The sequence below is a fragment of the Amycolatopsis sp. cmx-11-12 genome, from assembly GCF_046269425.1.
In the GTDB taxonomy this organism is placed as follows: domain Bacteria; phylum Actinomycetota; class Actinomycetes; order Mycobacteriales; family Pseudonocardiaceae; genus Amycolatopsis.
On record NZ_JADNQM010000043.1, the window covers coordinates 12,335 to 31,501 of the forward strand.

At 69.1% G+C, this 19,167-nt stretch carries 18 protein-coding genes and 1 riboswitch; of the genes, 7 read left to right on the forward strand and 11 right to left on the reverse strand.

What is annotated here, in order from left to right; genetic code table 11:
- The first annotated feature begins 118 nt into the window (after positions 1 to 118).
- Complete coding sequence (locus tag ACLARN_RS37715) at positions 119 to 1,162, forward strand: alpha/beta fold hydrolase (protein WP_409496268.1); 1,044 nt, start codon at positions 119 to 121, stop codon at positions 1,160 to 1,162.
- A gap of 80 nt (positions 1,163 to 1,242) precedes the next feature.
- Entirely contained in the window at positions 1,243 to 2,721 is a 1,479-nt protein-coding gene (locus ACLARN_RS37720) for an amino acid permease (RefSeq protein WP_409496269.1), read from the forward strand.
- On the opposite strand, the gene ACLARN_RS37725 is transcribed toward ACLARN_RS37720, so the two are convergent.
- Positions 2,696 to 3,745: a nitronate monooxygenase gene (locus ACLARN_RS37725; RefSeq protein WP_409496270.1), complete on the reverse strand. Its 1,050-nt coding sequence runs from the start codon at positions 3,743 to 3,745 to the stop codon at positions 2,696 to 2,698. The genes ACLARN_RS37720 and ACLARN_RS37725 overlap by 26 nt on opposite strands.
- 153 nt (positions 3,746 to 3,898) lie before the next feature.
- Here ACLARN_RS37725 and ACLARN_RS37730 point away from each other — a divergent pair, with 153 nt between their 5' ends.
- Complete coding sequence (locus ACLARN_RS37730; protein WP_409496271.1) at positions 3,899 to 5,662, forward strand: family 20 glycosylhydrolase; 1,764 nt, start codon at positions 3,899 to 3,901, stop codon at positions 5,660 to 5,662.
- A gap of 57 nt (positions 5,663 to 5,719) precedes the next feature.
- Positions 5,720 to 6,166 (forward strand): pyridoxamine 5'-phosphate oxidase, encoded by a 447-nt coding sequence (locus ACLARN_RS37735; protein ID WP_409496272.1) that lies wholly within the window; start codon positions 5,720 to 5,722, stop codon positions 6,164 to 6,166.
- A gap of 51 nt (positions 6,167 to 6,217) precedes the next feature.
- Here the strand turns inward: ACLARN_RS37735 and lepA are convergent, their stop codons facing one another.
- Positions 6,218 to 8,056, reverse strand: a complete 1,839-nt coding sequence (gene lepA / locus ACLARN_RS37740; RefSeq protein ID WP_409496273.1) for a translation elongation factor 4 — start codon at positions 8,054 to 8,056, stop codon at positions 6,218 to 6,220.
- A gap of 113 nt (positions 8,057 to 8,169) precedes the next feature.
- Between lepA and ACLARN_RS37745 the strand changes: the two genes are divergently transcribed.
- Positions 8,170 to 8,757 carry a class I SAM-dependent methyltransferase gene (locus tag ACLARN_RS37745; protein ID WP_409496274.1) on the forward strand — a complete coding sequence of 196 codons (588 nt, stop codon included), beginning with the start codon at positions 8,170 to 8,172 and terminating at the stop codon, positions 8,755 to 8,757.
- Here the strand turns inward: ACLARN_RS37745 and ACLARN_RS37750 are convergent.
- Both ACLARN_RS37750 and ACLARN_RS37755 read right to left on the reverse strand, forming a co-directional pair.
- Positions 8,754 to 9,128: a VOC family protein gene (locus ACLARN_RS37750; RefSeq protein ID WP_409496275.1), complete on the reverse strand. Its 375-nt coding sequence runs from the start codon at positions 9,126 to 9,128 to the stop codon at positions 8,754 to 8,756. The two genes, ACLARN_RS37745 and ACLARN_RS37750, sit on opposite strands and share 4 nt — an antisense overlap.
- A 23-nt stretch (positions 9,129 to 9,151) precedes the next feature.
- Entirely contained in the window at positions 9,152 to 10,030 is an 879-nt protein-coding gene (locus ACLARN_RS37755; protein ID WP_409496276.1) for an EamA family transporter, read from the reverse strand.
- Between the two features lie 360 nt (positions 10,031 to 10,390).
- Here ACLARN_RS37755 and rpsT point away from each other — a divergent pair, with 360 nt between their 5' ends.
- A complete protein-coding gene (gene rpsT / locus ACLARN_RS37760) occupies positions 10,391 to 10,651 on the forward strand; it encodes a 30S ribosomal protein S20 (protein WP_037310642.1) in 261 nt (86 codons plus the stop codon).
- 52 nt (positions 10,652 to 10,703) lie between these two features.
- Here rpsT and holA read toward each other — a convergent pair whose 3' ends face one another.
- The gene (gene holA / locus ACLARN_RS37765) at positions 10,704 to 11,687 is read right to left on the reverse strand and encodes a DNA polymerase III subunit delta (protein WP_409496277.1); all 984 of its coding nucleotides are present in this window, start codon (positions 11,685 to 11,687) and stop codon (positions 10,704 to 10,706) included.
- A 135-nt stretch (positions 11,688 to 11,822) separates the two neighbouring features.
- Positions 11,823 to 11,955: riboswitch (SAM riboswitch) on the forward strand.
- 12 nt (positions 11,956 to 11,967) lie between these two features.
- Here holA and thrC point away from each other — a divergent pair.
- Positions 11,968 to 13,233 carry a threonine synthase gene (gene thrC / locus ACLARN_RS37770; RefSeq protein ID WP_409496278.1) on the forward strand — a complete coding sequence of 422 codons (1,266 nt, stop codon included), beginning with the start codon at positions 11,968 to 11,970 and terminating at the stop codon, positions 13,231 to 13,233.
- A 17-nt stretch (positions 13,234 to 13,250) separates the two neighbouring features.
- Here the strand turns inward: thrC and ACLARN_RS37775 are convergent, their stop codons facing one another.
- From ACLARN_RS37775 to rsfS, 6 genes are all read right to left on the reverse strand, one after another.
- Positions 13,251 to 15,656 (reverse strand): ComEC/Rec2 family competence protein, encoded by a 2,406-nt coding sequence (locus tag ACLARN_RS37775; protein ID WP_409496279.1) that lies wholly within the window; start codon positions 15,654 to 15,656, stop codon positions 13,251 to 13,253.
- The gene (locus tag ACLARN_RS37780; RefSeq protein ID WP_409496280.1) at positions 15,653 to 16,375 is read right to left on the reverse strand and encodes a ComEA family DNA-binding protein; all 723 of its coding nucleotides are present in this window, start codon (positions 16,373 to 16,375) and stop codon (positions 15,653 to 15,655) included. The genes ACLARN_RS37775 and ACLARN_RS37780 overlap by 4 nt, the downstream gene beginning before the upstream one ends.
- Before the next feature lie 147 nt (positions 16,376 to 16,522).
- Complete coding sequence (locus ACLARN_RS37785; RefSeq protein ID WP_409496281.1) at positions 16,523 to 17,368, reverse strand: DegV family protein; 846 nt, start codon at positions 17,366 to 17,368, stop codon at positions 16,523 to 16,525.
- Between the two features lie 10 nt (positions 17,369 to 17,378).
- Positions 17,379 to 18,104, reverse strand: a complete 726-nt coding sequence (octT, locus tag ACLARN_RS37790; RefSeq protein ID WP_409496282.1) for a diglucosylglycerate octanoyltransferase — start codon at positions 18,102 to 18,104, stop codon at positions 17,379 to 17,381.
- A 3-nt stretch (positions 18,105 to 18,107) separates the two neighbouring features.
- A complete protein-coding gene (locus ACLARN_RS37795) occupies positions 18,108 to 18,722 on the reverse strand; it encodes a histidine phosphatase family protein (protein ID WP_409496283.1) in 615 nt (204 codons plus the stop codon).
- Complete coding sequence (rsfS, locus tag ACLARN_RS37800; RefSeq protein ID WP_016332398.1) at positions 18,719 to 19,123, reverse strand: ribosome silencing factor; 405 nt, start codon at positions 19,121 to 19,123, stop codon at positions 18,719 to 18,721. Before rsfS ends, ACLARN_RS37795 begins: the two co-directional genes overlap by 4 nt.
- Positions 19,124 to 19,167: the final 44 nt, after the last annotated feature.

Genomic DNA, 19,167 nt, shown 5'->3' on the forward strand with positions numbered 1-19,167 from the left:
CACGCAGGTCAAACAGTCATTTTGCGCTCTTGTCAAGTGTCAAGAACGTTATGACTCAGCGAGCTTTTCACGACCAAAGTTCGACCAAAATCCGACCTCTCGCGGTTAACCTGGATTCATGACCGCATCGCAGCGGCCCGAACCGGCGGACCCGGGGGGCCGGACCACCACCGAAACCGACCCGATCCGAGTCTCTTTCCGGCGCTATGCCGGTGTCCGCACCAGAGTGCTCGAAGTCGGGCCGCAGCCGGTGGAATCCACCGACCGCGCGCCTCGCCGGGTGCTCGGCAAGCGGTCGGCCGCGCGCGGGCACACCAAGCCGACGGCACCGAGGCTGGTGCTGCTCCACGGCTACTGCGACAGCGCCGACACCTGGCGCCCGGTTCTGGAACTGCTCGCGACCGCCGGGATCCCGGCGGTCGCGGTCGATCTACCGGGTTTCGGTGACGCACAGCCACTGCGGCCGGGCCCGATGCTGCCGCAGCTGGACGCGTTCACCGCCGCCGTGATCAAGGAGCAGGCCGTTCTCGGCACGGTGGTGCTCGCGGGTAACTCGCTCGGCGGCACGATGAGCCTGCGCGCCGCGGAGAACCACCGGCTGCCGGTCGCGGGCGTGGTGTCGATCGCCGCTCCCGGTTTCGTGGACAGCTGGCTGATCCGGACCGTGGCGCGCTATCCGCTGCCGCTGCGGATGTACTCGGCGCTGCCGCTGCCGATCCCCGGTTTCGTCGTCCGCGCCGTCGCCGAGCAGGTCGTGCCCCGACTGCTGTACGCCAACGCCACGGCCGCGGACGCCACCCAGGTCCGACGGTTCACGTCCCTGTTCCCCGACTACCGCTCCACCACCACCAGGCTCGAGCAGGCGAGGCAACTCGTCGAAGAGCTGGCGAACGCGTACCGGCTCGAAGAGGTCCGTATCCCGCTCCTGGTGGTCGTCTGCGGCAAGGACAAGCTGGTCAGCGCCGCCTCCGGACGGCAGCTGCACGCGCTGGTCCCGCACAGCAGGCTGATGGTGCGCGAGGACTGGGGCCACTGCCCGCAGCTGGACGACCCCGTCGAGATCTCGGAGCTGCTGACCTACTTCTCCGCCAGCGCGTCGAGGCCGTCGAAGATCGCCTCTCGCGTGGCGGCCGAAGTGAGCGAGGACACCGTCGCCGGATAGGTGCGATGGCCCGACTCCCGCTACGGTGCCTCTCGGACTGTGACCCAGTCCGAGAGGCACGACTTTGTTGGGAGACGACGATGTCCGCACCGCGCAGCCTGGGCTCGGGATCCGGGGTATTCCGCCGCAAACCGATCGAGCAGATCCAAGAACTCAGTGACGGCGGCGGTGGGCTCCAGCGCACGCTGGGCCTGCGCCAGCTGACCGCGATCGGGGTCGGCGGCATCATCGGCGCGGGGATCTTCTCCCTGGCCGGCGCGGTCGCGAACAAGACGGCCGGCCCCGCCGTGCTCATCTCGTTCCTCATCGCGGGTATCGCCAGTGCGGCCGCCGCGTTCTCCTACGCCGAATTCGCCGGGCTGATCCCCCGCGCCGGATCCGCCTACACCTACGGGTACACCGTGCTGGGCGAGATCGTCGGCTGGTTCATCGGCTGGGACCTGCTGCTGGAGTACACCGCGATCGTGGCGGTGGTCGCGATCGGCATCTCCGGCTACTTCAACGAGCTACTCGGTTACCTCAACATCGACCTCCCGACGTGGATGCTGGGCGCGCCAGGCACCGAAAAAGCCGGTCTCGAACCGGGGTCCTACAAGATCAACCTGTTCGCCGTGCTGCTGTGCCTGCTGATCGCCTTCATCCTCAACCAGGGCATGAAGAACGCGGCCCGGTTCGAGACGCTGCTGGTCTACCTGAAGGTCGGCCTGGTCCTGCTGGTGATCGTCGTCGGTGTCTTCCACATCAACACCGACAACTACTCGAACTTCTTCCCGTTCGGCCTCAGTGGTGCGTTCACCGGCGCGGCGACGGTGTTCTTCGCGGTGTTCGGCTATGACGCGATGTCCACCGCGGCCGAGGAGTCGACCGACTCCCAGAAGCACATGCCGAAGGCGATCATCTACTCGCTCGCCATCTCGATGGTGCTTTACGTGCTGGCCTGCCTGGTCCTGACCGGGATGGTCAACTTCAAGGACATCGACAGCGAAGCCGCCTTCTCCAGCGCCTTCGCCGGGCTCGGGATGAAGTGGCTCGGCCTGATCATCGCGGTCGGCGCGATCATCGGTATCACCACGGTGCTGTTCACCTTCCTCATGGGCGCGAGCCGGGTCGGCTACTCGATGAGCCGCGACGGACTGCTGCCCAAGTGGTTCGGCAAGACCCACCCGGTGCGCAAAGTGCCGAGCCGGATGACCTGGGTGCTCGGCATCGCGTCGGCGATCATCGCCGGACTGCTACCCATCGGTGAGGCCGCGGAACTGACGAACATCGGCATCCTGCTCGCGTTCGTCGTCGTGTGCATCGCGGTGATCGTGCTGCGCTACAAGCAGCCGGACCTGCCGCGGACGTTCAAGACCCCGGGCATGCCGGTCGTGCCGATCATCGGCATCGTCTTCTCGATCTGGCTGATCACGTTCCTGAACCCGGAAACCTGGCTGCGGTTCGCGGCCTGGTTCGGCCTCGGCCTGATCATCTACTTCGCCTACAGCCGCCGTCACTCCGCGATGAACGCGAACAACGGCGACGCGAAGCAGGTCAGCGGAGACGACTCAAACGCGTAGCGGCTTCGCGGGCTTCAGTCTGGAGGCGTTCGACGATCGACGCCGCCGGGCCGGAGCCCGCGAGTTCGTAGGTCTGTCCCGCGTAGAGAGACATCACTTCGAGGTCTCCCGCCTTTCCCGCGGCCGCGCGGATCGGCTTGGTCAGGTTGTTGACCTCCGGATACGCCGACGGCGCCGTGGGCGAGAAGTCCGCGACCGCACGGTTGACCAGCGAGCGCGCGGGACGTCCGCTGAAAGCTCGAGTGAACGCGGTCGGCCTGCCGCCGTCCGCCAGCGCCTCCCGGTGCGCGGGCTGCGTTCCGGCCTCGTCCGCCCGCAGGAACGCGGTACCCAACTGGGCCGCGACAGCACCGGCCGCCAGCACCGCGGCGATGTCGGCGCCGTGCACGAGCCCACCGGTCGCGACGAGCGGCAAGTCCGTCCGCGCCGAGACCAGCCGAAGCAGGCTGAGCACGCCGTACTGCGCTCCCCCGCCTTCTGCTCCGGGCTCGTCCGCGAAGAGCCCTCGATGTGCTCCGGCTTCGAATCCCTGGAGCACAAGGGCGTCCGCGCCGACTGCGACAGCCTGATCGGCCTCCGCTGGACTGGTGACGGTGACAGCCACCTTGCTCCCGTTGGCGTGCAGGCGTTCGACGTCCTCGGGTGAAGGCGTGCCGAAGGTGAAGGACACCACCTGCACCTTCCGCTCCAGGACGACCTCGAGTTTCGCGGCGTACGCGTCGTCGTCCCACCGAGGCTCACCGGGCTCGACGCCGTAACGTGCGGCCTCCGTGCGCCAGCGTTCGATGTGCTCACCGAGATCCGCCGACGCGGCGCCACCGGGGACGAACAGGTTCACACCGAAAGCTTCACTGGTCAGCCCGGCCGTCTTCGCTATCCGGTCCGCGAGGGCGTCGGCGCTCAGATAGCCGCCTGCCAGGAAGCCGAAGCCGCCCGCCGCGGTCACCGCGGCCACCAGCTCGGGAGTGGTCGGCCCGCCCGCCATCGGAGCCGCTATCACCGGGAAACGCAGGTCTTCGAACACGATTCCGACGATAGCCCCCTCGCGGCGACACGGAATGTGACCTTCGAGTCACTCCAAGGTTCCTCCCTGGTGGTCTAGACCTTTAACGTCGAAAATGCGACGATCGGTCCATGCGTGACGTGGGTCACGTCTCCCCACCCCCTGGAGGCCCCGGTGAAGACCTTGAGAACGCGGCTGGGCCGCGCCTTCGTCGGGGTGGCGCTGCTCGCCGGCGTCACCACCGCAGCCGCCCCTGTCGCCAACGCGGCCACCCCGCCACTACAGGCGGTCGTGCCCGTACCGGTCTCGGCCCAAGCCGTCACCGGCTCGGACCACTCCTTGACCGCGAGCACCAAGATCTACACCCAGGCCGGTTCGACGCCCGCCAAGGCGGTCGGCGACTACCTCGCCGAAGTGCTGCGCAAGTCCACCGGCTTCGCCCTGCCCGTTTCGGACGCGCCGTCGGGTACACCCGCTGACGGCATCTCACTCCTGCTGTCCGGCGCCGACGCCCGGGTCGGCGACCAGGGCTACCAGCTGAGCTCGAGGTCCGCTTCGGTGATCCTGCGCGCGACGACGGCGCAAGGCCTCTTCGGCGGCGTCCAGACACTGCGACAGCTGCTGCCCGGCAAGATCGAGAGCTCCACCGTGCAGCAGGGCCCCTGGACGATCCCGGGCGCCGACATCCTGGACTACCCGCGGTTCGGTTATCGCGGCGCGATGCTCGACGTCGCGCGGCACTTCCATCCGGTCGCGAGCGTCAAGCGGTACATCGACCAGCTGGCGCAGTACAAGATCAACAACCTGCACCTGCACCTGGCCGACGACCAGGGCTGGCGGATCCAGATCGACAGCTGGCCACGCCTGACCACCTACGGCGGCAGCACCCAGGTCGGCGGCGGCGCCGGCGGCTACTACACCAAGGCGCAGTACACCGAGATCGTGAACTACGCGGCTTCGCGATTCATCACGGTCATCCCGGAGATCGACATACCCGGGCACACCAACGCCGCTCTGGCGTCGTACGCCGAGCTGAACTGCAATAACACCGCTCCCCCGCTGCGCACCGACACCGCGGTCGGCTACAGCTCACTGTGCATCTCGAAGGAAATCACGTACACCTTCGTCGCCGACGTCATCCGGGAGGTCGCCGCGCTGACGCCGGGGCCGTACTTCCACCTCGGTGGTGACGAGGCCCAGGCCACCAGCGACGCGGACTACCGCACCTTCATGAACCGCGTGCTGCCGATGGTGGCCGCCAACGGTAAGCAGGTCGTCGGCTGGCACGAGATCGGCAAGGCCACCCTGCCCGCCACGGCGACCCCGCAGTTCTGGGGCACGACGACGTCCAGCACGGAGGTCTCGAACGCCGTCGCCCGCGGTAGCAAGGTGATCCTGTCGCCGGCGAACAAGGCGTACCTGGACATGAAGTACAACTCCAGTACGCCGATCGGGCTCTCGTGGGCGGGCTACATCGAGGTGCAGGACGCCTACAACTGGAACCCGGGCGCCTACCTCTCCGGGGTGCCGGAATCGGCCGTCCGCGGCGTCGAATCCCCGCTGTGGACCGAAACCGTGGTGACCCCGGCGAATATCGACTACCTGGCCTTCCCAAGGCTCCCAGCGCACGCGGAACTCGGCTGGTCCCCGTGGTCGACGCACGACTGGAACGTCTTCCGGGTGCGCCTCGGCGCACAGGCCCAGCGCTGGCAGGCGCAGGGCATCGGCTACTACGCGTCGAGCCAGATCCCCTGGGAGACCGGATCCACCAACCCCGGCACCTGTTCACTCCCCGCTTGGGACCGGGCGTCCACCTACACCGGCGGAGCGACCGTCTCCCACAACGGGCACAAGTGGGCGGCCCAATGGTGGACGCGAGGCGAGGAACCCGGAACCACCGGCCAATGGGGCGTCTGGCGCGACAGCGGCACCTGCTGAGATCTCACGTACGCTCGCTCGGCCCCTTCCCCGGGCCGAGCGGGCTACGGTGGGTCCATGGCAGCTGATCTCGAACTCGTCCGCACCCTTTCCTTACGTGAAAACGGACTCGCGACCGTTGCGACGGTTCGCGCGGACGGCACCGTGCACTCGTCGGTGGTGAACGCCGGGGTGATCGAAGACCCGGTCACGAAGGCACCGGGAATCGGTTTCGTCGCGGTGGGCGGAGCGAAGAAGCTGGACCTGTTCCGCCGGGCGGGCCACGCGACGATCACCTTCCGCCGGGGCTGGGAATGGGCGGCGGTCCAGGGCGGCGTCCGCCTCATCGGCCCGGACGACCCGGACCCGGACTTCGACCCCGCCGGACTCCCCAAGCTGCTGCGTGACGTGTTCGCCGCGGCGACCGGGACCCATGACGACTGGGACGAGTACGACCGTGTGATGGCCGCCGAACGCCGCGTCGCCGTCTTTATCTCCGCGAACCGTGTCAGCGGGAATCGCTGACACGGAAAGGCCGCCCGGTAACGCTTCGGGCGGCCTTTTCGCGAGTACTGCCTACTTCTTCTTGCCGCTGTCCTCAGTGGACAGTGCGGCGACGAAGGCCTCCTGCGGGACCTCGACCCGGCCGACGGTCTTCATTCGCTTCTTGCCTTCCTTCTGCTTTTCCAGCAGCTTGCGCTTACGCGAGATGTCACCGCCGTAGCACTTCGCGAGCACGTCCTTGCGGATCGCGCGAATGGTCTCGCGGGCGATGATGCGGGCCCCGATGGCGGCCTGGATCGGCACCTCGAAGTTCTGCCGCGGGATCAGCTCACGAAGCCGGTTCACCATGCGGTTGCCGTAGTTGTAGGCATCGTCTTTGTGCACGATCGCGGAGAACGCGTCGACGCCCTCGCCCTGAAGCAGGATGTCCACCTTGACCAGGTCCGCCGCCTGCGAGCCCGCCTCTTCGTAGTCCAGCGACGCGTAGCCACGCGTACGCGACTTCAGCGTGTCGAAGAAGTCGAAGATGATCTCACCCAGCGGCAGGTTGTACCGCAGTTCGACCCGGTCCTCGGACAGGTAGTCCATGCCGAGCAGGGAACCGCGCTTGTTCTGGCACAGTTCCATGATCGTGCCGATGAACTCGGACGGCGCCAGGATGCTCACCTTGCTGACCGGCTCGAGCACCTTGTCGATCTTGTTCCCGGTCGGCCAGTCCGACGGGTTGGTCACGTGGATTTCCTTGCCGTCGTCGAGCACGACGTCGTAGACCACGTTCGGAGCGGTGGAGATCAGGTCGAGGCCGAACTCGCGCTCCAGCCGGTCTCGTGTGATCTCCAGGTGCAGCAGGCCGAGGAAACCGCAGCGGAACCCGAAGCCGAGCGCGACGGACGTCTCCGGCTCGTAGTCCAGCGCGGCGTCGTTGAGCTGGAGCTTGTCCAGCGCCTCACGCAGTTCGGGGTAGTCCGAACCGTCCACCGGATACAGGCCGGAGTAGACCATCGGCTTCGGCTCGCGGTAGCCCGCGAGGGCCTCCTTCGCGCCGTTGCGCTCGGAGGTCACGGTGTCACCGACCTTGGACTGGCGGACGTCCTTCACCCCGGTGATCAGGTAGCCGACCTCGCCGACCCCGAGCCCCTTGCTGACCTTGGGCTCGGGCGAGATGATCCCGACCTCGAGGAGTTCGTGGGTGGCGCCGGTGGACATCATCTTGATGCGCTCGCGTGGGGTGATCTTGCCGTCGACGACCCTGATGTAGGTCACGACGCCCCGGTAGGTGTCGTACACCGAGTCGAAGATCATCGCCCGTGCCGGAGCGTCCGCGTCGCCTTGCGGGGCGGGCACCTGCTTCACGACCGCGTCGAGGAGTTCCCCGACCCCGACGCCGGTCTTCGCGGACACCCGCAGCACGTCCGACGGCTCACAGCCGATGATGTGCGCGATCTCGGCGGCGTACTTGTCCGGGTCGGCGGACGGCAGGTCGATCTTGTTGAGCACCGGGATGATCTGGAGGTTGTTCTCCAGCGCGAGGTACAGGTTCGCGAGTGTCTGCGCCTCGATCCCCTGTGCGGCGTCGACCAGCAGGACCGCCCCTTCACACGCTTCGAGCGCGCGGGAGACCTCGTAGGTGAAGTCGACGTGGCCGGGGGTGTCGATCATGTGCAGGACGTGGTCCTGGCCGTCGACCTTCCAGGGCAGACGCACGTTCTGCGCCTTGATGGTGATCCCGCGTTCCCGCTCGATGTCCATCCGGTCGAGATACTGAGCTCGCATGGCCCGTTCCTCGACCACGCCGGTGAGCTGCAGCATGCGGTCGGCCAGGGTCGACTTGCCGTGGTCGATGTGCGCGATGATGCAGAAGTTCCGGATGAGCTCCGGGGGCGTGAAGGTCGTGTCGGCGAAAGTCGTCAACGGGTTTCCTCGCGAAGGTCGGGGTGTGCCACCTCTATGGTCCCATGCCGCTCCGGGTGCGAGTGGGGGTCATCCCCGATGCGGCCTCTGTCTCGCTGTGGTGCCCTCGAAGTATGAGTAATTCACTGACCCAAATGCTCGAGAAGACGTTCGGCCATCCCAGGGGACTGCTCGGCCGGTTCGGTGGCCTGGCGATGGCGCACGGCAACGCTGCCACCGAACTTCGCGTCGTCGAACTGGCGTCGATCGAGTCCGGCGAAACCGCACTGGTCGTGGGCCCCGGCCCGGGTGTCGGCCTGGAAGCCGCGGCCGGACACGCGGGCCGCGTGATCGGCGTCGACCCGTCCCCCGAGATGCTCGCCCGCTCCCGCCGCCGGTGTGGCGACAAGGTCGAGCTGCGGCGTGGCACCGCGGACGCCACGGGCGAGCCGGACGAAGGCGTCGACGTCGTCCTGACCGTCAACAACGTGCAACTGTGGGAGGACCGGGCGGCCGGGTTCGCCGAGCTGTTCCGCGTACTGCGGCCGGGCGGCAGGCTGCTGCTGTCCGCGCACGAGAAGTGGCTTCCGGTGTCCCGGCACGAACTGGCCGACGAAGCGGCCGCCGCCGGCTTCACCGACTTGCAGACCTGGACCTGGGAGCCGCCGGGCTTCGGCGCCGCCCTCGCCGCTCAGCTGCGCGCGGTCAAACCCGCTGCCTAGCGCGGGTCGGTACGCAACGGATGCTCACGCGGCACCTCGACCAGCACGATCCTGGCGCCGTCCGGATCCGCGATCCACGCTTCGTCCAGGCCCCAGGGTTCACGCCGCGCTCCGCGAACCGGTTCCAACCCCTTCGCCGCGAGTTCCTCGAGCGCCGCGGGCAGGTCCCGGACCTGGAGCCACAAGGCGACGTCGGGGGTCGGGCCGCTCTCCCCGGTACCGACGATCTCGATCGACCCGTTCCCGGCGAAGAACACCGTCCCGCCGGGGAACTCCTTGTCGATCGCCAGGCCCAGGGTGTCCCGATAGAACGCCGTCGACACGTCGAGGTCCTTCGGGTGGATCAGCACCCTGCTGCTCAGCACGTCCATGGCTCAATCCCTACCGGATGGGTTCAGGCCATCGCAATCGCGGTGATGCCGGCCAGCACCACCGCCGACCCGACCAGTCTGCGGACGGCGTTCGACTCCCCCAGGACCAGCCAGGCGGCCAGGCCACCCAAGACGATGCTCAGCTCCCGAGCGGGTGCGACGAGGCTCACCGGGGCGATCTGGAGTGCATAGAGGACCAGCAGGTAGGCGACAGGCGAGAGCAAACCGACGATGAGGACTTCGCGCTTGTGCTCACGCCAGAGCCACGAGACCTCTTCGCGGTCCTTCAGCGCGTACGGCGCCATGAGCAGGATCTGCACGATCGCGCTCGTTCCCAGGTAGACGATCGGCGGGACGCCGAGACCGGTGACCGAATGCGCGTCCCACAGCGTGTAGGCGGCGATCGTGAGCCCGGTCAGCAGCCCGTACGCCACACCCTTGCGGCGAGCGACGCGATCCGCTGCGTCGGCGTGGGCAGGTGCTCGCCCGGTACCGATGACCAGCACCCCGGCGATCACGAGGAACGCGCCCGCCAGACTGAGGGGCCCCGGCCGCTCACCGAGCAGCACGACGGCGGCGAGCACCGAGATCAGTGGCCCGGTACCGCGGGCGAGGGGATACACGACGGACAGATCGCCGACGGCGTAACCCCGCTGGAGGACGACTCCGTAAATGACATGCAACATCGCGGTGACCGTGGCGGCAAGCAGCCACGTCCACTGTGGACGTTGCGGCTCCACGGCCAGCGAGACCGCCATGACAGGGAAGAGGAGGACCGCGGAGAGGCAGGAATACGCCCAGACGAACCGGGCTCCGCCTCGGCGGAGCCGCTTGGCTGCCAGGTTCCAGCCCGCGTGGATGACGGCGGCGATGATGACGAGGGACAATGCGGTGGCGTTCACTACGGACCTTTCACGTTTTCCGCGCACACGGAAAACACCGGTCCTCCAGGCTTTTGTCCCGTCAGATGAACGGTGGCGCTTCCAGCCCCGCCGATGGTGCCGCTCGGACCTGTCCCGCTTGCCCTGATTGTGTGTTTCGCTGAACGGGCAGGCGACGGAACCCTAGGCACTACGATCATCACCGTACCGCAGGCACCCGTCCGGAGGCGGCCGCGATCGGCCCCAGGACGACTGTTAAGCTTGCCCCTTCACCGCTGTGTGGCATTCCGTCATGGAGGAAACCCGCGCCGCTTTCACGAGCGCGCAGGGCCGGTCACAGCGCCGCGGTGAAACCACCGAGAGATTAAGAGGAGCGCCCCCGTGGCCAACATCAAGTCGCAGATCAAGCGCATCACCACCAACGAGAAGGCGCGTCAGCGCAACCAGGCGATCCGGTCCTCGGTGAAGACCGCGATCCGCAAGTTCCGCGAGGCCGCCGACTCCGGCGACAAGGCCAAGGCGCTGGAGCTGCAGAAGGACGCGGCCAAGAAGCTGGACAAGGCCGTGACCAAGGGCGTTCTCCACGCCAACCAGGCCGCCAACAAGAAGTCCGCGCTCGCGAAGCGCGCGAACTCTCTCTGATCTGCTTTCGAAGGGCCCCGGCGACGCGAGTCACCGGGGCCCTTCGCCATGTTCAGCGGCTTGTGCCGTGAGCAGCGACGACTTCAAGGACGGCGCGTTCCAGCGCGTACTCCGGGTCGGCCGCGACACCCTTGACCTCGGCGTTGAGCCGGGCCACGACCCGCATCGCGGTGGCGAGACCGTCCTGCCCCCAGCCGCGGGCCTGCCCCTGCGCCTTGCGCACCTTCCACGGCGGCATCCCCAGCTCGCCCGCCATCTGGTTCGGATTGCCGCGACCGGCGCCGGAAACCCGCGCGATCGTCCGGACAGCGTCGGCGAGAGCGTCCGCGACCAGCACGTACGGAACACCCAGCTGCATCGCCCAGCGCAATGACTCCAGGGCCGCCGCCATGTCCCCGGCCACGGCCTTCTCTGCGACGGCGAACCCGTTCACGTCCGCGCGGCCCCGGTGGTAGCGGCGGACCGCCTGCTCGTCGACCGTTCCCCCGGCGTCCGCGACGAGCTGTGTCGCGGCCGACGACAACTCGCGCAGATCCGAGCCGACGGCGTCGATCAGCGCGAGCACGGCGGCACCGTCGATCTTCCCGCCGACCCGGCGGACCTCGTTGCGGACAAAGGATTCCCGCTCGGCGGGCTTGGTCAGTTTCGGGCACTCGACGACCTCCGCCCCGGCCTTCTTCAAGGCCGCGGGAAGCGCCTTCGCGGCCTTGCTCCGGCCACCTCCGCTGTGCACGACGACGAGCACGATGCCGTCGGCGGGTGCCTTGACGTAGGCCATCACCCCGTCGGCGAGCTCCTGCGAGATGTCGTGCGCGGATTCGAGGACGATCACCCTGCCCTCGGCGAACAGCGAGGGGCTGACCATCTCCGCGAGTGCGGGGACTGTGAGGTCCGACACTCTGATCCGGCTGAGGTCCGCCGTCGGATCGGCCGCTTTGGCCGCGTCCGAAGCGCCGCGGATCGCGCGTTCGATCAGCAGCTCTTCCTCACCGAGAACCAGGACCAGCGGCGATGGGGCGGAACCTTGCGTCGTCACGGTGACGATCCTGCCACTCCTCCACTCGTGTGCTTTGTCCGGTGATGTGTTGTGGGCACGGTGGCCCCACGCGAGCCCCATGTCGTACGGTGTTGGCGAGGCGACGCGATGACACGCGTGCCGACAATCGAATACCGCTCATCCAGAGGGGCAGAGGGAACGGCCCGATGAAGCCCCGGCAACCGGCGTCAGCCTGTCATCCCGCGATCGCGGGGTAGCTGACGAACACGGTGCCAATTCCGGCCCGCCATGGCGGGGCAGATGAGGAAAGGACCTCGCGATGACCGCAACCCTCGGTACGACCTCCACCACCAAGACCCCGGATCTCGGACCGGCCGTCGAACTGGTGTCGAAGGAAGAGGGACACCGGCAGCCGCTCGCCCCCGAATTCGTTTCCGCCGAGGACTTCTCGCCGCTCGAGGTCGCCTACGACTTCGGCCGCGTGCGCCGCGAGGACATCGAAGCCGGGCCGAAGAACATCTGGCGCTACAAGAAACTCCTTCCCGTTCCCTCGAACGTCGAAGAAATCCCCAACACCGAACCCGGCTCCACCCGGCTCGTCCAGGCCGACAGGCTCGCGAAAGCGTTGGGCGTCAAGAAGCTCTGGGTCAAGGACGACACCGGCAACCCGACCCACTCGTTCAAGGACCGCGTGGTCGCCGTCGCACTGGCCGCCGCGCGCGAGTTCGGGTTCGAGGTGCTCGCCTGTCCGTCGACCGGCAACCTGGCCAACGCGGTCGCCGCCGCGGCCGCCCGCGCCGGCTGGCGGTCGGTCGTGCTGATCCCGAAGAGCCTCGAGCGCGCCAAGATCCTCACCACCGCCGTGTACGACGGGGACCTGATCGCGGTCGACGGCAACTACGACGACGTGAACCGGGTCGCCACCCAGCTCGCCGCCGAGCAGGAGAGCTGGGCGTTCGTCAACGTGAACGTCCGGCCCTACTACTCGGAGGGCTCCAAGACGCTGGCCTTCGAGGTCGCCGAGCAGCTCGGCTGGCGGCTTCCCTCGCAGATCGTGGCGCCAATCGCCTCCGGTTCCCAGCTCACCAAGGTGGACAAGGGTTTCCGCGAGTTCGGACAGCTCGGCCTCGTCGACGAAACGCCGTACAAGGTGTTCGGTGCGCAGGCCACCGGCTGCTCCCCTGTCTCGGCGGCGTTCCGCGCGGGCCACGACGTCGTCCAGCCGGTCAAGCCGGACACGATCGCCAAGTCGCTGGCGATCGGCAACCCGGCCGACGGCCCGTATGCCCTCGACGTGGTCAACCGCACCGGTGGCGCGATCGAAGACGTCACCGACGAAGAGGTCGTCGAAGGTATCCGGCTGCTCGCCCGTACCGAAGGCATCTTCACCGAGACCGCCGGTGGGGTCACCGTGGCGACGGCCAAGAAGCTCATCGAGACTGGCAAGCTCAACCCGGACGAGGAGATCGTCCTGCTGATCACCGGTGACGGCCTCAAAACGCTCGACGCCATCGAGGACAAGGTCGGCCCGAAGGCGACCGTCGGCGCCTCGGCCGACGCGGTCCGCGAGGCACTCGGCATCTGAGTTCCCGCCGGCCCGCCTCAAGAACGAGGCGGGCCGCGGGGCTCACCCCGGCGCACCAGGGCGAGGCCTCGCGCGTCGGTGACGACCGCGGTGTCGCCGTCCGTGTCGGTTCTGGCGATCGAAGCGCCGACAGCCGTCAGATTGTCCAAAGTGGACTTGTTCGGGTGACCATAGTTGTTTCCGGCACCGACACTCACCAACGCGGCGCGTGGTGCGACGGTGTTGAGGAAATCCGGTGCCGTGTAACGACTTCCGTGATGCGGGACCTTCAGGACCTCGGCACGCAGATCGGCACCCTCGGCCATCAGGTCCGCCTGCGCGGCGAGTTCGACGTCGCCGGTCAGCAGCATCCGGCCCGCGGGCGTCCCGGCCCGCAGGACGACGGAACCGTTGTTGATCACCGTGCCGTCCTGTTCGAGGACCGATCGCCGAGTGACATAACGCGGCCCCAGTACCTCCAACGACAGTCCCGGCCAGTCCAGCCGTTGCCCGATCCCCAACTCCAGCAAGGGAATCCCGCGGCGCGCGGTCTCGTCGGCGACCTGCTGCCACGCCCACGCAGGAGCCCGGCCCGGGCCCACGGCGACCGCGCCGACCGACCGGCCCTCGAAGACGGATTCGAGACCGCCGATGTGGTCGGCGTGCAGATGGCTCAGCACGATCAGCGGAACACGGTCCACCCCGAGCCTGCTCAGGCATTCGTCGACCGGTCCCGGTTCCGGCCCGGTGTCGACCAGGACCGCCCTCCCCGGCTCGGTCGTGGCGAGGACGGCGGCGTCGCCCTGTCCGACGTCGCAGGCGACGGCACTCCACGAAGCCGGTGGCCACGCCGGGGCCAGCACCCGCACCGGCACGAAGACGAGGAGTCCGCCCGCCAAGGCGACCGCCAGCAGGATCCTGGCGTGGCGCAGCCGGATGGCGACGAGCAGCACGACGAGCAGACCAGCCGCCAAAAGCCCGCCCCACCAGCCATCTGGCCAGTCCACCACCGCTCCCGGCGCGCGGGCACCGTGGCGGGCCACGGTGATGAGCCAGCTCGCCTCGGGCTCGGTCAGGCGGACCAACAACCTGCCCGCCGACGGCCACCACGGTCCGACGGCGGTGGCGAGCACGCCGAACACGGTGGCCGGGGCGACCACCGGGGCGGCGAGCACATTGGTCACCACCGAGACGAGACTGACCGATCCCGCCATGCCCGCGATGACCGGTGCCGTCATCACGAACGCGGCCAGCGGGACGGCCAGTCCCTCGGCGTAGCCGGACGGCACACCGCGGCCGACCAGCCACTCGGCCCACCGCGGGGCCAGCAGGACCAGGCCTGCCGTGGCCAGCACCGAAAGGGCGAAGCCGAAGTCGGCGGCCATCGCGGGATCGGCCACGACGAGCCCCGCCACCGCGAACGCCATCGCGGGCAGTGCCGAACCCCGGCGCCCCAGGGCGAGCGCCAGCAACCCGACCGCCCCCATCACCCCGGCGCGGAGCACGCTGGGCGCGGGCCCGGCGAGGACCACGAACCCGGCGAGCCCCGCGGCGGCCGCGGCGGCGGACGTCCGCGGCCCGACCCGGAGCACTCTCAACAGGAGAAGGATCGAGCCGCAGACGATCGCCACGTTCCCACCACTCACGGCCATCAGATGGGACATGCCGGAGTCCGTGAACTCGCGTTCGACCCTCGGGGACAGCGTGCTCGTGTCCCCCACGACCAGTCCGGGCACGAGACCGGCCTGCTCCTCCGGGAGGACGGCGCACAGCCCCCGGAGCCCGGTGCGCAGCGATTCCGCGGCTCGCTGCCACCAGGGCGCCGGTCCGAGGGCTGACGGCGGGCCCCGCGCCGAGAGGACCGCGACCGTCAGCTCGGCCCCTTTGGCCGGCGCGAGCCGGCCGGAGGCGGTGACCTGCTGCCCGGGCAGCAGGTCAGTCCACCCCTCGGCGGGAGCGAGCAGGAGGATCCGGCCGGCCGAATCCACCGCCCGCTCATCGGCCACCACGGCGTCCACCGTCGCGGCGATGACCACCAGGCGGGTGCCTGCCTGGCGATCGGCGTATCCGGCGCCGCGGACCGGACGTGGCCGCTCGGTGACCGCCACCCTCATGGTGGCCTCGCTCCCCCGTGCGGCGGCAGCACGGAGGTCGTCGTGTTCGGCGGCCCGGATCCGCAGCGCCACCGGGCCGGCCGTGAGCACGCCGAGGACCGCCAGCGCACCCAGGCCCGCCACCCACCGGGACGCCTTCCGGTGGGCGCGGACGCCGGCGGCGATCGCGAGCACCACGGCGGCCGCACCGCAGAGCATCGTGATCCACCAGCCGCCGAGCAGCCCGGAAAGGCTGCCGAGCCAGGCCATCGCCGCGGCCGGTACAAGCCGCAGGTCCTGACCTCGCCACGACGTGGTGTCCACTTCGGACGGATCGGCGGACGGGTTCATCCGACGGACACCAATTCCCGGACTTTCTTGAATTTAGATTCGCCGATCCCTTCTACGTCACGGAGTTGCTCGACCGTGGTGAACCCGCCGTGCCCGGACCGCCAGTCGACGATGCGTTTGGCCATCACTTCGCCGACCCCGGGCAAGGTGTCGAGTTGTTCGGCCGTGGCCGTGTTCAGGTCGAGCTTCCCGGGTGGCGTTCCCGTCCCGGCCGCGGCCGGAGCGGGAACGCCGACGGCCACCTGCTCGCCGTCGGTGAGCCGCCTTGCCAGGTTCAGCCCGGTCAGATCCGTTCCGGGCTGTGCCCCACCGGCCGCCGTGAGGGCATCGGCGACCCGTGCGCCCGAAGGGATCGTGACCAGGCCGGGGTTGACCACCCGGCCGACGACGCTGACCACCAGAGGCGCCTTGGCCGCCGCGGCGGGGACGTCTCCGGCGGCCTTGGCCGACGGCAGGGGCGGAAGGGGCTCCGCCCCTGGCCGGTGTCCGAACAAAGTGATCGCGCCTGTCACGATCACGGCCACCGCGATCACCACGGCCAGCACGGCGAACCACCGCCGTTTCACCGGTATCCCGTCCGCTGTGAACCGGGCGGGCACCCAGCGGCGCACGAGCCTGCCCGCGGGCGGGCCCTGGGTGGGTGACGACAGCTGCGAGGTCAGCCACGCCAGCCTGGCGTTGACGGAGGAGCCCGGTGAGCGGGCGGTTTGGTCGAACACGTGAACGACGCTACGGAGCGGGGGCGGCGGGCGGCAGTGATGAATCCCGGGGCTGTGGACAAGTGGGGTGTTGTGGACAACTCGGCCCCGACCGGAGTCGCGTCACCGGATTCTGTCGGTGCCGTGTGGAACGCTCGTGGGTTTCCCTCAACCCGCTCGCTGGATCACGACACCGAGTACACCGGGGCCGGTGTGGGCCCCGATGACGGCACCGATCTCCGACACCACACAGCCCTCCGGGCAGCTGATGGACTCCTCCAGCCGGTTGGCCAGTTCGACGGCACGCTCCGGTGAAGCGAGGTGGTGGACGGCGATGTCGGCGAGTCCTCCATCGGCTGCCTTCACGGCGAGTTCGACCAGCCGCGCCACCGCGCGGTTCATAGTCCGCACCTTCTCCAGCGGCTGGATCCTGCCTTCGGACATGTGGAGCACCGGTTTCACCGCGAGCGCCGTGCCGAGCAGGGCTGCCGCCGGGCCGATCCGACCGCCACGGCGCAGGTATTCGAGGGTTTCGACGGCGAACAAGGTCTCCGAACGGCTCACCGCGTCGACCGCCGCCGCCTCCACCTCGGCCGGACCGGCCCCGTCCGCGGCGGCACTCGCCGCACGCAAGGCGGCGAAACCGAGTCCCATCGCGGTGCTGCGCGAATCGACCACGCGCACCTTGTCCGGCCCGACCTCCTGGGCCGCGAGCACCGCCGCCTCCCAGGTCCCGGACAGCTCACGGGACAGATGGACCGACACGACGGCGTCCGCGCCGTCGGCCAGCGCCGCCCGGAACTCCTTGACGAATTCGGCGGGCGTCGGCCGGGACGTCGTCACCATGCGGCGTTTGCCGAGCGCTTCGGCCAAGGCCGCGGGACCCATTTCGACGCCGTCGAGGAAAACGACGCCGTCCACGAGGACGTGCAGCGGGACCACCCGGATCCCGTTCCGTTCGGCGAAGCCTTCCGGCAGGTGGGCGGTGGAATCCGTGACTACGGCGACCGACACGGCAGCCAGCCTACGTTGCCGCCGGGCGCAGCACCGGAGCCATCAGGCGGGCCATTTCCGCGCCGACGGCGGCATGTCCTTCCCAGCCCCAGTGCATCCCGTCCGGATTGCCCCGGCCACTCAGCACGTGGTCGCCGACGACGGCTTCCAGATCCAGCAGCGGGACATCCGCGCGCCGCCCCCAAGCGGCCATGGCCGCGGCGGCACCAGAGCGGGCGGTGTGGACGCGGCCGTAAGAGTCGGACCGGTGCACGGACGGCAGCATGCCGAAGATCTGCAGCTCCGGCCGCAACACCCGCAGGGCTCCCACCGCCTCGTCGAGATAGCGGACGGTCAGCTTGGCCGGAAGGACCGCCGGACGTCCCCGGAAGGCGACGGCGAGCCTGGGCTGGGCGGCCAGATACGTCTTGCGCACCACCCGCCGCAGCTGGTCGGGTCGCAGGTAGCGCAGCCCGGTCCGCAGATAGGTGGGCAACGGCGAAGGCAGTGTGTCCATGCTTCCGATGGCCAGCACCACGGCGTCGACGTGGTGGAGGTCGGCCCAGACACGCGGATCGCCGGTCAGGGACCACCAGGCGTCGCGGGCGGTCCAGCCGAACCCGGCGACGAGGTCCGCGTCGCCACCGAGCGCTTCGGCTGCGATGTTGGGCCACAGGCGCGCGTCGTCGGCGGCGAGCGGGCCGTCCGGGCCGTGGAAGCTGAGGGAATCGCCGAACACCAGCAGGCGCGGGGCCATGGATCAGCCGGTGATTCCCGCGTTGTAGGCGGCCAGGCGCCAGGCGCCGTCACGCCGGGTCAGCTCGACCCAGTGGCAGTTCGCGATCCCGCCGAGCGACGGCCAGGACGAGACCGGCAGGCCGAGCAGTTTCGCGGTCAGCGCGATGATCAGGCCGCCGTGCGTGGCCAGCAGCACGGCGTCACCGGCGTCGGCGTTGGGCTGATCCAGGTCGGCGACGACTTCCAGCGCGCGTTCGGCGACGTCCACCCGCGACTCGCCGCCGGGCGGCGCCCAGGTCGCGTCGACCCGCCAGCGGGCGCGTTCGCCCGGGTAGGCCTCGTCGACCTGCTGGCCGGTGAAGCCCTGCCATTCACCCAGATGGGTTTCCCGAAGACGCTTGTCGATCCGCAGCGGGACACTGATGGCCTCCGTGAGCACGGTGGCCGTGTCGGTCGCGCGGCGCAGATCCGAGGCGATCACCAGATCCGGTGAGAACCTGGCGAGCGCGGGCACGGCGAACCGGGCCTGGTTCCAGCCGACCGGTGTCAGCGCGGAGTCCAGATGCCCCTGCATCCGGCCCGCCGCGTTGTAGTCGGTCTCACCGTGGCGCCAGAACACCAGCCGCCGCGGACTCACGAGGCACCTTGCGCGTCGGCGGGGTCCTCCTCGGCGGGTGTCTCCAAACCGGCGACCTCGATCCGCGGGCAGTCCTTCCAGAGCCGCTCGAGACCGTAGAAGGAGCGTTCCTCCTGGTGCTGGACGTGGATGACGACGTCGACGTAGTCCAGCAGTACCCAGCGGCCCTCGCGGGCGCCTTCACGGCGAACGGGCTTGTGCCCGCCGAGCCGCAGCTGCTCCTCGACGTTGTCGACGATCGCGCCGACCTGGCGCTCGTTGGGCGCGGACGCGATCACGAAGGCGTCGGTGATCACCAGCTGGTCGGACACGTCCAGCACGACCACGTCGCTCGCCTTCTTGTCCGCCGCCGCATGCGCGGCCGCTACGGCCAGCTCTCGTGCCTCGGACGTGGCTGTCACAGTTCTCCTCAAAAGATGGCTTTACTCGCAGGTGCGCCCGACGA